Origin of the sequence: Fluviicola sp. (genome assembly GCF_030151805.1) — a bacterium.
Lineage (GTDB): Bacteria > Bacteroidota > Bacteroidia > Flavobacteriales_D > Crocinitomicaceae > Fluviicola.
The window spans coordinates 1-13958 of the sequence record NZ_JASLCN010000369.1; the positions used below are offsets into that span (position 1 = coordinate 1).

At 41.3% G+C, this 13958-nt stretch carries 13 protein-coding genes; 5 read left to right on the plus strand and 8 right to left on the minus strand.

Annotation, left to right across the window (positions count from 1 at the left end; genetic code table 11):
* A partial coding sequence (locus tag Q1V93_RS13990) for a hypothetical protein (protein ID WP_300665531.1) occupies positions 1-424 on the plus strand: 424 nt, incomplete at its 5' end.
* Complete coding sequence (locus Q1V93_RS13995) at positions 425-1162, plus strand: DUF2490 domain-containing protein (protein WP_300665532.1); 738 nt, start codon at positions 425-427, stop codon at positions 1160-1162.
* A gap of 107 nt (positions 1163-1269) precedes the next feature.
* On the opposite strand, the gene rodA is transcribed toward Q1V93_RS13995, so the two are convergent.
* The 8 genes from rodA to Q1V93_RS14035 all read right to left on the minus strand — a co-directional run bounded on the left by rodA (position 1270) and on the right by Q1V93_RS14035 (position 10274).
* The gene (gene rodA, locus Q1V93_RS14000; RefSeq protein ID WP_300665534.1) at positions 1270-2667 is read right to left on the minus strand and encodes a rod shape-determining protein RodA; all 1398 of its coding nucleotides are present in this window, start codon (positions 2665-2667) and stop codon (positions 1270-1272) included.
* On the minus strand, positions 2668-4548 hold the full coding sequence (locus tag Q1V93_RS14005) for a penicillin-binding transpeptidase domain-containing protein (protein ID WP_300665535.1): 1881 nt from the start codon (positions 4546-4548) through the stop codon (positions 2668-2670).
* Complete coding sequence (locus tag Q1V93_RS14010; RefSeq protein ID WP_300665536.1) at positions 4545-5027, minus strand: hypothetical protein; 483 nt, start codon at positions 5025-5027, stop codon at positions 4545-4547. Before Q1V93_RS14010 ends, Q1V93_RS14005 begins: the two co-directional genes overlap by 4 nt.
* A gap of 36 nt (positions 5028-5063) precedes the next feature.
* Positions 5064-5912, minus strand: coding sequence for a rod shape-determining protein MreC (mreC, locus tag Q1V93_RS14015; RefSeq protein ID WP_300665537.1), 849 nt, complete (start codon positions 5910-5912; stop codon positions 5064-5066).
* A 66-nt stretch (positions 5913-5978) separates the two neighbouring features.
* Positions 5979-6716, minus strand: a complete 738-nt coding sequence (locus Q1V93_RS14020) for a hypothetical protein (protein WP_300665538.1) — start codon at positions 6714-6716, stop codon at positions 5979-5981.
* Positions 6703-7728 (minus strand): UDP-glucose 4-epimerase GalE, encoded by a 1026-nt coding sequence (gene galE / locus Q1V93_RS14025; protein ID WP_300665540.1) that lies wholly within the window; start codon positions 7726-7728, stop codon positions 6703-6705. The genes Q1V93_RS14020 and galE overlap by 14 nt, the downstream gene beginning before the upstream one ends.
* Before the next feature lie 359 nt (positions 7729-8087).
* Positions 8088-9536 (minus strand): oligosaccharide flippase family protein, encoded by a 1449-nt coding sequence (locus Q1V93_RS14030; RefSeq protein WP_300665541.1) that lies wholly within the window; start codon positions 9534-9536, stop codon positions 8088-8090.
* Between the two features lie 9 nt (positions 9537-9545).
* Complete coding sequence (locus Q1V93_RS14035) at positions 9546-10274, minus strand: FkbM family methyltransferase (protein WP_300665542.1); 729 nt, start codon at positions 10272-10274, stop codon at positions 9546-9548.
* 220 nt (positions 10275-10494) lie between these two features.
* On the opposite strand from Q1V93_RS14035, the gene Q1V93_RS14040 reads away from it, so the two are divergent.
* From Q1V93_RS14040 to Q1V93_RS14050, 3 genes are all read left to right on the plus strand, one after another.
* Entirely contained in the window at positions 10495-11334 is an 840-nt protein-coding gene (locus Q1V93_RS14040; protein WP_300665543.1) for a hypothetical protein, read from the plus strand.
* A gap of 125 nt (positions 11335-11459) precedes the next feature.
* Positions 11460-12584, plus strand: a complete 1125-nt coding sequence (locus Q1V93_RS14045) for a glycosyltransferase family 1 protein (protein ID WP_300665544.1) — start codon at positions 11460-11462, stop codon at positions 12582-12584.
* Positions 12585-12588: 4 nt separating this feature from the next.
* Positions 12589-13533, plus strand: coding sequence for an endo alpha-1,4 polygalactosaminidase (locus Q1V93_RS14050; RefSeq protein WP_300665545.1), 945 nt, complete (start codon positions 12589-12591; stop codon positions 13531-13533).
* Positions 13534-13958: the final 425 nt, after the last annotated feature.

Here is a 13958-nt window from a genome sequence, read left to right on the forward strand (position 1 = left end):
GAAAAAACTAATCTTTGGCATTATTATCCTTTCCACCGTTTCAGCATGCAAAAAAGTAGAGGGTGACGGAGGTCGCGCTTCAATCTCAGGAAACGTTATTGTTCACGAACGTTTATATATCAACGGACTTTGTACGGATACCGTGACTTATTCCGGAGCAAAAGAAGATTTATACATCATTTACGGGGAAGGAAATACCATGTATAATGATAAAATAGAAGCTTCATACGACGGCTCATTCAAATTTGAGTTTTTGCAGCCGGGAACATATACCATTTTCGGATACAGCAAGATCTTTCATCCGGGAAACAATATTCCGAATAACGATGATGACTACAACACCCTGGAAGTTGTCAGCAAGAAAATAACCATCGGCAAAAAAGAAAATGTAGATATCGGGACGATTACCTTAATCAGAAATTAAATGAGAGCCCCGGTCTTTCTTACTCTTTTCCTGAGTTTCTGCCTCTCCGCCTGGAGTCAGCAACAACAAAGCACCAGAGGACAATTTTGGTTCAGCGCAGGAGTTACACGCCCACTCAAACATGATTTAGAGGCCAATCTGAACACCAATATGCGTTTGAATGACTACGGTCAGCTGACGACTTTGTACCAGGAGATCAGTCTTAAATACGGAAAACTGAGTTGGTTCAAACCATCCATTGAGTACCGGATTGTAACGAATTATGACGAACGCAGAAATTATGAAAACAGTCACCGGCTGAATTTCAATGCCGATTTCAGACATAAAATCAATCAGTTCAAATTCGGAGCACGTTTGCGTTACCAAATGTATATCGGTGGATTTGTCACTACCGGCGGCGACCTGGATCCTTCTTTCAGAATCAAACCGTATGTTGAATGGAATCGGTCTAAAAAATCAAAAATTACTCCGAAACTTTCAACCGAGTTTTTCTACAATCCTGTATTCGGGCCTTACGGAAAACGATTCAACCGCATCCGATATGGTGCTTCGCTGGATTTTAATTTACCGGGTTCAAACGAATTGAGCCTGACGTATTATTTCGGACAGAAATTCGATGCGAAGAATAATTATCACGAACACATTCTTTCTTTGGAATATACCTTTGAATGGAAGAAAGTGAAGAAGAAAAAGAAAAACGACGACGAACTCGAAGAAGATATTGAGTACCCAAAATAATTCAAAATTGAAAATGTAAAATGGAGAATTGAAAAGTAAACTGCGCTACCGCTTGTTTTTTATCAAAAGCTTCGCTTTCTTTTCAATTTTACATTCTCAATTTTCACTTAAAAAAGAACGTCTCTGCGCTGGCTGTCCAGTTTCAACAGGATAAACAAAAGCATGGAGAAGGACATCAGGGATGATCCACCATAACTAAAAAACGGTAAGGGAATTCCGATTACCGGAGCCAATCCGATGTTCATTCCGATGTTGACGGCAAAGTGATAAAAGACAATCATGGCGACACAATACGCGTAGACCCGGTTAAAGGTTGAACGTTGCCGTTCCGCAATAACAATGATCCTGAAGAGCATTCCCATAAACAAAATGACGATTGCCAAACTTCCCATGAATCCCCATTCTTCCGCCAACGGACAGAAGATAAAATCGGTTTCACTTTCCGGAACGTGATTGGAACGCACGCTGGCAACACTTGCTTTTTTGTATCCTTTTCCGAAAAGTCCGCCTGAACCAACGGCTGCCATGGCGCGATTCCGGTTGTAATCTTTTCCGTCATCGTCTTTTCGAAGTCCGAGAACCAATTCGATCCGGTCTTTCTGGTGAGGAGCCAGGCTGGAGAATGAAAAGTTGACCGCAGTAGATACTCCGACAGACAATAACCAACCGGCAATAATGATCAACAAAACTCTTCTGTGATCCCGCTTGGAGGAAACCCAGCGCAAAACCAGATAAGCAATCAGGGCAATAACAGTGATTACCGTGACGACTCCATAAAATCCGGGAATCAAAACACCCCGCATGAACGTGAATTCGTATTTGTTTCCACTCATCAAAAGTGTTACTATCGACAGGAAAACAACGTAGAATAAGATCGGGATAAAGTGACTTCCCACCCAGGTTTCCTTGAAACGAACTCCCGGAAACACATTCACGACCTTCAATACCAAAGGATCAAAGGTGATTCCTTCCCGGTACAAGACGAAGAAAAAGGACGTAAATACCACAAAGGTTCCGGCATCCGGCTGAAGCAAAATCAATACCATCGGAACCATGACAATTGCCAAAGCGATCAGGACTGTTTGTACATTCTGGCTCTTGACGTTTACCGTTGAAATGTACCTCGAAAGTGCGATCGCCGTTCCGATTTTCATGAACTCAGCGGGTTGAATTCCCAGGGAGCCAATTCCCAACCAGGCTCTTGCCCCGTTAATCGGCGGTGTGAAAAGAACAACGATTAAGAGCGAAAAACAGAAGAGATAAATCGGAATAGCAAACTTCCGGTAAATATCCGAGTCAATGAGAAAGACCAGGAATCCAAGAAAAATGGAGATTCCGACCCACATGATCTGCTTTCCATATTTTTGAGAAAAGTCGAAAATATTCGGATGATCCGGGTTATAAGCGGCAGAATACACATTGGCAATTCCCATACCTAACATAATGACTACTATCAAAAGCAGCCACCAATCAACGTGCTGGGTCAATGAATCTTCTCTTCTCATTTACTTTTTTTTCTTGGGCTTCGCCTTAATATTCAAAAGGTTTGCAGAGACGATCATTTGTTCTTTCGCCTTGTCTTTTACTTTTCTGTAAATGTATTTTTCCATCATTAAGCTGGCAGTCGGGGCAGCCCAAACACCACCAAATCCTGCATTTTCAATGAAAACTGCAATGGCAATTTTCGGATTATCCATCGGAGCAAATGAAATGAATACCGAGTGATCTTCCCCATGCGGGTTTTGTGCTGTACCGGTTTTCCCACAAACAATCATTCCTTCAACCTGGGATTTTTTTGCAGTACCACCAGGTTCATAAACCGCTCTGCGCATTCCCTCCACAACCGTTGCATAGTGAACCGGATCAACTTTCGTTTTATGAACCACTTTAAATTGTGGCAGCGGTCCGTCGTTCCCGATTGATCTCACAAAATGCGGGGTGTAATACCATCCGCGGTTCGCAATAATTGCAGCAATATTGGCCATTTGAAGCGGCGTTACCTTCACCTCTCCCTGCCCGATCGAAATGGAACGAATGGTTGAAAATGCCCAGGTATTGTGTCCGTACCACTTATCGTAATAAGCCGAATTCGGAATCAACCCCGAACGCATTCCGGTAACATCTGTTTCAAACTGGCTTCCCAAACCGAAACTCATGATGTAATCATACCACTCATTCAAACCCAGTTCAGCATCCGCGAAAATGGATTTCTTCTTTCCCTGCTGAATGATGCGGCGCATGACATAATAAAAATACGGGTTGCAGGAATGTTTAATTCCGTCGGCAAGATTCGTTGCATTCGGATGATTGTGACATCCAACCATGGATTTGGTACACGGAAACCCGGATTCCGGCGTAATGACTCCTTCCTGAAGTCCGATCAAAGACTGCAATAATTTGAAAATAGATCCCGGAGGATATTCCGCAGCCAATGGTCTCGGATACAAGGGCTTTCCTTCATCCAGCAACAATTTCGGATAATTCAACCCGATATTTCTTCTTCCTACCAGGATATTCGGGTCGAAACTCGGAGCAGAAACCAAGGCCAGGATTTCTCCGGTTTTCGGTTCGATCGCAACAATACATCCGCGCTTATTTTGCATCAGTTTTTCACCGTAAACCTGCAATTGAATATCCAGTCCCAAATGCAAAGCGGGTCCTTGTTCTGCCAACGTATCATACTTTCCACCGGCATACGATTCGATCGCATTGTTCAAGGCAGAAGTTACAATGTATTTGATTCCTTTCTGTCCGCGAAGCTGTTTTTCATAATAACGTTCTATTCCCGCTCTTCCGATCTGATCTCCGGGTCTGTAAAAACGATCTTCTTCTATTTCTTCTTTGGAAACTTCGTTCAGATACCCGAAAATATTTGCTCCTCCGGCATACGGATAGCTTCTCATGGAAGTCAGATCTTCAAAAAATCCGGGATATTTTTCCAAATGCGGAGCAATCCGGGTAATTTCATCAATCGTTAATTCTTTGATAAACGGATAAGCGCGCTGTTTTTGATAATTCTCTTGTAGTTTTCCGGTATTCGGATTGCGGTATTTTCCTTCCCCTTTGCGGATTTGGTAGAAACGGTCTTTCACTTCCTGTTTGGTCCAACCAACCAGTTTTGCAAAAGCTGCCGTGTCCAAATCGCGGATTTCTTCTTCTTTCATCATCAGGTTGTAGTAACTGCGGTTTGTTACTACTTTCTTCGCATTCCGGTCGAAGACAATTCCCCTGGGTGGAGTAATTTCTTTTCGCTTTTCAGCAATTTCCTGTGCTCTCAGTTTCCAGGAATCATCGACTACCTGCATGAAAAAAAGGCGGATCAAATAAATCGACCCGACAAGAATGAAAAATACCAGAATGACGTATTTTCTTCCGTCCAAATTCATCGTACTGCCTTTTTATTAGAGATGAAAATAAATTGTACCAATAAACTTAATAAAAATGAGCTTGGCGCGCTTAACCCGATCTTCAGTAAGACCCACACAAATTCATTCAATTTAAACGATTCGATGGCAAAGAACCAGGTGTGATGAATCAATATCAAGGTTCCGTAGGCATAAAGGAACCAACGTCCTCCCATCGAGTAAACACTGATCGATTCCACGTTTTCGTAACCATCTCTGGGAGAAAGCCATTTGAAAATAATGGGACGAAAAAAAGCCATTACCACGGCGCTGGAAGCGTGTAAACCAAAGGTATTGGAAAATGAATCGATGACCAATCCGAATACAAAACTTAAGAGCATCAACGGAACAGTTCCCATCTGGAACGGAAGCATGAAAATGAACAGCGGATAAATCATGATGTACAATCCCAATCCCGGTTCCACGTTGTTCAGAATAAGTACCTGAAAAAGTACAAACAAAACAAAACGAATGCTATTTAATACAAAACTATTCACTTACAACTCCTCCTCTTCTTTGTCTACAGGTATTTTCTTCTCCAGGTCACGCAGTTCTTCCAGCATCACGTTTTTAACAACGTAAACATTCTGAATCGTACGGAAATCTTCTGCAATTCTTACCTGCAAATCCCACAATGGTTTTCCTTCAATGGACTTCCGTTTCGTAATCACTCCTACCGGAATTCCTTTCGGATAAATTCCCGATCCTCCGCGGGTAATTACTTTGGTGAATTTTTTAATCGTAATATCGTTGGAAATTCCTGTAACCTGACAAATTTTAGGATTCACTCCATCCCATTTCAACAATCCGAATGCACCGCCATCGCGCATGCTTACGTCCACATTGATGTTTTTGGAAAGAATGGTTTTTACCAGTGAATAAGATTCACCTACCAAATGGACGATTCCGACAACTCCCTTGGAAGAAATCACTCCCCACCCTTTCTGGATTCCATGATTCTTACCGATATCAATCGTCATGTAGTTGTTCCGCTTGTCGTACGTATTGTTGATCACTGTTGCAGCAATGTACTTGTACTGCTGGTGGTAATTCGTGTCTTCAATTTGAATGAAATCGCGCCCGACCTGGTAATTTGATTCCTTGAGTTTTGCTCTCAACTGCGCATTTTCCCATTCCAGTTTCCGGTTGGTTTTTTCCAGGTTAAAATGCTTCGTGATTGCGTTCCGTACTTCAAAAAGACCTCCGTTGATTTTGGACACGCTGGAAAACACCTGTAAACGCGCAAAATCAGAGTATTGTACATACGCCGAAAGCGCTACTGTCTGGAGTAACACAAAGACCAAAAAGATCTGAAATCGTTTGAAAAAAGCAATCAAATTGCGCATGCCACAAAATTAGTCAGATAAACGATTTTCTAATGTGTGAAATGAATTTTTATTTGACAATGTACTCTAAAAAATCGAAAGAGAAAGTCCAAATGCTAACGAGTTGATCTTGTCGCTCTTATCACTTTTAAATTGCCTTGCCAGGGTATAATCGGCAAACAGTGCCAGATTTCGGATTCCGACCCGCAGGTGAACTCCGTAAACCAGATTGTTGACATCCGGAAAGTCCCGTTGTTTGAACGCATGATGTTTGTCGTTCATCCACAATTTTTGAAAAGTTTGCAGGCGATAACCGACAGAAGCCCCGATATGCACCTTGAAATGCTGCCATTTCGGTGTTCTGAAACGAAATTCTATCGGAATAGCCAACATGTGATTTCCAAACGTGTTCTTGCGGTAATCGTTATAACTTGAATCCGCATAATAGCGTGTAAATGAGTCGGTATTGTCTTTGAAGAAAAGTCCTTTCGGGCCTGTTTTCTGAAATTTGTATGCCAATCCGATTCCGAAAGAAACCGTATTTCCGTTCGTAATGGGAATATCCCACATCGTATTGATGTTACAGCCAAAAGAACGGGCTGCATTTTGTTTCAAACCGCCCGACAAGAGTAATTGATTATACGTCACATCGACGATCAAACGGTCGTATTTTCTCAATTTTCCCACTTTCGCAGGTCGCCAGCCCGTGTTGTACCAAAAAATACCCGGACGGTGTCTTGAAACGAAATTGGAATCTTTCCCTTCCGGCTGTGCGAATCCCTGAATCGCGAAAAGAAGGCAGACGAGTAGTTTAAGAAATTTCATTTTCCAAGCGGTATTGTTCCCATTTCCAGGCATCTAAAATAGCATCTTCAATGGTTCTTTGAGTATTCCAATTCAAAAATTTCTGCGCTTTTGAAACATCTGCATATAAGGCATCCACATCTCCGGGTCTTCTCGGTCCGAACGTGTAGTTCAACGGTTTTTCGGTCAATCGTTCAAAAATCTTCACTAATTCGAGTACGGAAGTTCCTTTTCCCGTTCCCAGGTTAAACACATCCAATCCGGATTCCAGAGAAAATTCCAGGGCTTTCACGTGCGCTTTCGCAACATCCATGACATGAATGTAATCGCGGACACAGGTTCCGTCCGGCGTTTGATAGTCGTTCCCGAAAATCGTCAGTTCTTCCCGTAATCCGGCTGCCGTTTGCGTAATGTAAGGAAGCACGTTGTTCGGAACTCCATTCGGCAATTCACCGAGTTTTCCGCTGGAATGTGCACCAATCGGGTTGAAATAGCGCAAAATCACCGGTCTCAGACTGCTTTTACTCGCAACGTCAACCAGAATTTGTTCTGCCATCCACTTGGTCCAGCCGTAAGGTGAATTCGGTTTTCCCATTGGCATCGTTTCCTTTAACGGTTCAATGCTGTTTTCAACTCCGTAAACCGTACATGAGGAAGAGAACACCAATTTATCTATCCGGAATTCCTCCATGCATGTAAATAAATTGAGTAGCGAAACCAGGTTGTTATCGTAATAGGATAAAGGATTTGCCACCGATTCCGCAACGGCTTTGAATGCTGCAAAATGAATCACTCCCTGAATCGCATGTTTCTCGAAAACAGACCGAAGCAATGCTTTGTTGCGCATGTCACCTTCGTAAAAAGCGCATTCTTTTCCGGTAATTAAACTGATTTGTTTTACAATTGCTTTCGTAGAATTGGAACAATTATCGAAAATGACCGGAGTGTAGCCTAATTCCAATAGCTCTACAACTGTGTGTGAACCGATAAAACCAGTTCCACCCGTAACAAGAATCTCTTTATTTTCACTCATGCAATGTAAAGATAATTCAATTCCCGTTCTTCCCGCGAAACGGAATCAAAGTTTAAGGTTGCGAGATAAAATCGGTGGCACAAATTTAAAAGATTATGACTTGTACAGGAGTTAAGTGATTTTGAATTTTCCACGATTAAACCCATTGCTTCCTTTGCTTCCCGGCGTTTGTTAATCACCATCATAATTAAACGCAAAGCGGCAAAGAACGCAAAGTTTTTGAATCACGCAGCTCTTGCTGTGATTGGGCTAATAGACACGACTTGTCCCGCCACTGCGGGATGTCTATCCATATTTTTTCACAAGATTCCTATTTAAAAGTATGGAGGTTTGTTCTGACTTGAAAGTGATGCTTCCGCCTAGTCTACCTTATTCTTGTTGTCGAGCATTTTCAAAACCTGAACCACGTCGATGATCTTTAAACCGAAAACCAACACAATCCAAAGCAGTCCGATTCCAAGAATGTAATACAATTCATTCCAGTGGAAACGAATCTCCAGGAACATGAACAGCACCATTAACGCTGTCATAATCAGGAGCTTCAACCAGGTATTTGCCGCCAACCGATGTTTCATTCGGTAGCGTACAACCAGGTACTGCAACACTCCCAAAACGGACTGTGCCACCAGGGAAGCAATTGCTGCTCCTACCGCTCCGAAAAACGGAATCAGGATCACATTCAGAATACACATGGTGATCAAAGACAACAAAGCAATCTGATTCAGGGTTCTCAACGAACCGTTTGCAGTTAAGAGCGTTCCGAAAACAACCGTGAAACACATCGGGACAAACGTAATGGAATGGTAAATCCATGCATTGTACGAAAACCAATTCGCATCCTGGTAGAGGTTATTGAAGATAAATTCCTTGATTCCGATCGTCAGTGTAATCATCAAAACTCCTCCTGAAAAGAGAATATTCAGCGCACTGGTCATAATTCCGGTTGTAGAACCATTGTCTTTGAGAACGCGTGAAAAAACCGGTAGCAAAATACTTCCGAAAAGTACCGCAAACATCCAGCAGGCATCCAGCAAACGGAAACTTTGCGTGTAATACGAAACCTGAACCGTTCCTTCCGGATGTAATTTCTCTAAGAAAACCGCATCCAGACGCGATGTCAGCATCATGATAATTACCAGGATTGCGTAGGGATAAGACTGTCTGAAAATGGCTTTAAAAAAATCCGAATCCCAATGAATGCGCGGCAATGCAACAATCCGAAGATAAATGAAAGTTGCCACAATCAAAGACATTCCGGAAGAACTCACAAAAGCAAAAACGAACCATTTCAACGTGATCGGTTCCACCAATGTGGTGTACATTAAAATTCCCCCCAACACAAAGTAAACGCTTCGTTCCACAACGGAAAGCACTGCATCCAGTCCGAATTTCAACAAACCTCCGGTGTATGCGCGAACATAATTTACCGTAATAATACTGATCTGATGCATAATCAATGCCCCCAGAACCCAAAGCCATTCATACGGAAAACGCAGAATAAAGAAGAGAGAAACCGTCCAGATCACATAAATGAAAACCAGGATTAAACGGAAGGTAAACAAGCGGTTTCCGTATTTATGAATCATGTGTGGATGTTGTGCAATCATCCGGGTCATGAAATTGGTGATTCCCATGTCCAAAAGCATTGAAAACAGGAAGGTAAAATTCAGCATCGTTTGGAAAATCCCGTAAGAATCGAGACCCAATTCATTCTGCATTTTAATATCTACCAGGAAAATGGTAGCAGGTTTCACCAGTAAGTTTAACAACAGCGTAATGCCTAATCCTCTTAAAAACAGTTTTTGCATTAGCCGGGGTTATTCTGCGATGAAAATAAAATTTTGTGTGTCGTGTTTAGAAGAATCAAATGGAACGATCTGATTATTTTCTCCAACAAAAATGGAGTAGTTAAACGATTTCAGATATTCAAAACAATTGGATCTGTTTTCGTTATTCCAAAGTTCCGCGTAAATAATCGGTTTGTTTGAGGTGATAATACGGGTTGCTCCTTTCAAAGCAAAGTATTCAAAATTTTCAATATCTATTTTGATCGCCTGAACCGGTTGGCCATTGAGAATATTATCCAGCTTGTCCAATTTCACATCCACTTCCTGGCCTTCGTTCCATTCGGTAATCGTTTCGTGTTTGATATGACTCAATCCCTGCATAACAGTCTGACCGTTTACCGGCAAAACCATTTTCGCCGTTCCGGATTCATCCCCTAACGCGATTTCGTGAATTTTAGTCTTTTTCAGCTTGAATTTTGCGATAATCCGTTTCAGAACACTCACATTCGTAGGCATCGGCTCAAAGGCATGAATGGTCGTATTCGGCAGTTTATTCGCCAAATGAACTGTCATAATTCCCAGATTCGCACCAATATCCAAAACATCTCCTTTCCCGTCTTTCAACAAAGACAGAAAAGTAAAAAAGTCATTTTCCTTTTTGTCGGAACGCAACGTTTTGATCTTATATAGCGCGAACACATACAAATAGGTGTTTAAACCCATTATTTTTTGCAAAATGTATTTAACGCTATTCTTCATTTCCACTAAGATGGTACGAAGTTAGGAAAAGTTGGAAAGAAGGCATCCTATTATTTTAAGATATTTTGGCTTACTCTTGAAATCCGAATTAAAACGAGGGGAAATCTTATTTTTAACCATTCTAAATTGATATTTTTTGATCAAAAAAAGATTAATATTTAATCAAAATGTCGATTTATTTCGTATCTTTGTACCATAATTAATTCAAACAATCATCTAAATGAAAAATCAAATCACCTTCAAAGGTGGGCTTGCTTTGATGGCAATGTCCTTAATCTTCTTATCGTCGTGTAAGAAAGAAGAAATCACAAAAAAACCAATCGGTCAATCTGAAAACCAGTCACCTGGAAAAATTGATTACAAGTTTTCAGCTGTTGCTAAAATTCCGGGAGAGAATCCGGAAAACGGGTATTTGTCCTTAAAAGTTTCTTCAAATGATGAAGCATTTCTAAAAAAGTATGTTGCCAAGTTGGAGCAGACAAAAATTGTGATGGCAGAAGTTAACTCTACCAAAATGGATGAAAAAGATGTCAAACCTCTTTTTGACGAAAAAGAATCCCAATCAGCAGTTGCCTTGGATTTCGAGTGGAAGAACTTCTCTTTTAAGCGAGAAAAAGGAAAAATGTATCAAATCAGAATGGCATCCGCAGATCAAAGCAAAGCCTTAGTCTATTACACCGCATTCAATGCTGCTCAATTCAATTTTGTTACCTATACTGTTGCTACTGTTAATGTGTATAGCTTGTATAATTCCGGATGCACCTGGTATTTCAACAATACTGTAAACGACTTTTATTCCACGGGATTAACTTATCATGATAATTTAGAGATCAGATGTTTCCAAAATCCTCTCAACAATACGTCTCCGTCTCCATCATATAGTAATTTTCCATATTTTACCATTAACGGAATTGTCACTTATTACTCACCAAGAAAAAACTATGTAAGTCCTCCTGCACCTGGCGGATTCATGGATGTAAACGCTATTATCAGAGGAAATGGTTATGTAGCTCCTTTTGTCGAACCTACAGCTGCTTTAACATTCTATCTTGCCGGATAGGATAATCTCTACAACTTACCTAACTAACCAAATCTAAAGAAGGAGCTGTGCGATGTCGTACAGCTCCTTCTTAATTTTTACCCGATTCGGTTTTCCTTTTACCAAGAGTTTGTAACTTCGGCGCAATGCGTATCGGAATAAACACACGATTCTTATTGTCTTCCAAAATGGAAGGTTTCGGTTGGTATACCTACGAAGTTGTGAAACGGATGGTTGAAGCCCATCCTGAACACGAGTTCGTTTTCTTTTTCGACCGGCCTTTTGATGAAAAATTTGTCTTCGGGAAAAACGTCACTCCGGTGGTTTTGTTCCCTCCGGCACGGCATCCCCTTTTGTTTGTCTGGTGGTTCGAGCATTCCATCCGGAAAGCATTGAAGAAATACGATATCGACGTGTTTTATTCTCCCGACGGATACTTGTCGTTGAAATCTCCCGTTCCGCAAATCGGGGTGATTCACGATTTGAATTTCGAACACCACCCGGAAGATATTCCGCAAAGCCCGTTGAAGTATTTACGCAAATACTTTCCGAAATTTGCGAAAAAAGCAACACATATTCTCACCGTTTCCGACTATTCGAAACAAGACATTGTGAAATGCTACGGTATTTCTCCATCCAAAATTACCACAGCATGGAATGGCGCTTCCGAGTCTTTTGTTCCATTAAGCATGGAAGAAATTCAGAACGTTCGGGAAGAACAAACGGACGGCAGACCCTACTTCATTTTCGTTGGTGCGATTCATCCGCGCAAAAATGTGGGAAGACTCATTGAAGCATTCGGGAAATTCGCAGCCGTGAATCCGGATATTGATTTGTTGATTGTGGGTGAAAGTTTGTGGTCCAACAAAGCTTCTTCCATTCCGGAAGTTTCCGGGGAATTGAAAAAACGCATCCGATTTTCAGGGCACGTTTCTTTCGACGTTCTGAACAAACTCATGGGTGCAGCTTTTGCACTTGCCTACATTCCTTATTTCGAAGGATTCGGGATTCCTCTTGTGGAAGCCATGCGCTGCGGCATTCCGATCATTTCCGGAAACTTAACCTGCTTGCCTGAGGTAGCCGGAGATGCAGCTATTTATGTCAATCCGTTCGACACAGATGAAGTTTCCAAAGCCATGATTTACCTCGCTTCCGACGAACAAAAACAAGCCGAACTCGCTTCTAAAAGCATCGAACGCGCGACTTTATTTTCATGGGATTATACAGCAGAAGCAACCTGGAACGTTATCTCTGAAGTATCGGAAATCTAAGCTTATGAAAAAATCCCTCATTTTACTCTTCGGAATCCTTTCCCTGAGTTATTCCTGTAAAGAGAAAAAAAGCCAGAAAGCAGGAGTAAAAATGCAGGATTTTATCATTGCAATCAGTAAATACGCAAGAGCTCAGGATCCGAATTTTATTTTGATTCCTCAAAACGGAGAAGAGGTTCTTTTTCAGAATACCGATCCGGAAAATGCGGTCAATTCAGATTTTATCGCTGCGATTGATGGTTTTGGTGTAGAGGAACTATTTTATAACAACGGTTCTTATGCTCCTGATGAATATCGCTTGAATATGCTTCGAAAAGTGAGCCCCGGATTGAAAGTTCTGGTTGCCGATTATTTATCCGATGATTCCAACTATCCGGATGCATTTCAGGCTGCAAATGCAGAACAATTCATTGCATTTCCGCGCTTCAATGCGAATTACGATTATAAATACATTCCTTCGGTCGTTTACCACGAAAACACCAACAACATTCAAACGCTTGCCCAGGCACAGAATTACCTTTATCTGATCAGTACGGATAATTATTCCGATAAAGCCGGTTTCCTTTCTGCTATTCAGCAAACCAATTTCGATGTGGTGATCATTGATGCGTTTTTTGGGGATGAATTACTGACTTCAACGGATGTGGCGAGTTTGAAAACCAAGCAGAACGGTGCACAGCGTTTGGTGATTTCTTACATGAATATCGGGTCGGCTGAAAAGTACCGCTACTATTGGAAAAAAACCTGGGGATTGCACCATCCGCTTTGGCTGAAGAAAAAATACGATGGTTACAAGGATGAAATCTGGGTTAAATTCTGGAAAGATGAGTGGCAGGAAATTATTTACGGAAACAGCGATTCCTATACACAAAAGCTGTTAAACGCAGGCTTCGACGGAGCCTATCTGGACAACATCGAAGCCTTTTATTTCTTGTATCACAAGGATTGAAAAAATCTAACCATCCTTGTAAAAAATGGATAATGAGACAAATAACGATTCCTTTGTCCGATCTAAACTTGTTTGGAAAGATTATTTTGAGTATTTTTGTAGTTAGATAATGTCCATTGAGCGGAATTTCGTCACCTTTAGTTTGCTAAAGGATTAATAGCGACAAATACCGACTTTGGACTTTTTTTTACCTACTTCTATGAAAACTGCTATTCTGATTGACGGGGGATTTTTTATCCGCCGATACAAATACATCATGGGGTTTGATCCAGACGATACCCCTGAATTAATGGCAAAAAACCTCGTCTCTTACTGCTTCAAGCATATTCAGAAAGTAAATAATTACAGAAATAGATATCATTTACCTCCAACAGAGTTGTTTAGAATCTATTACTATGATGCCAATCCATTTGATGGTGATTCTC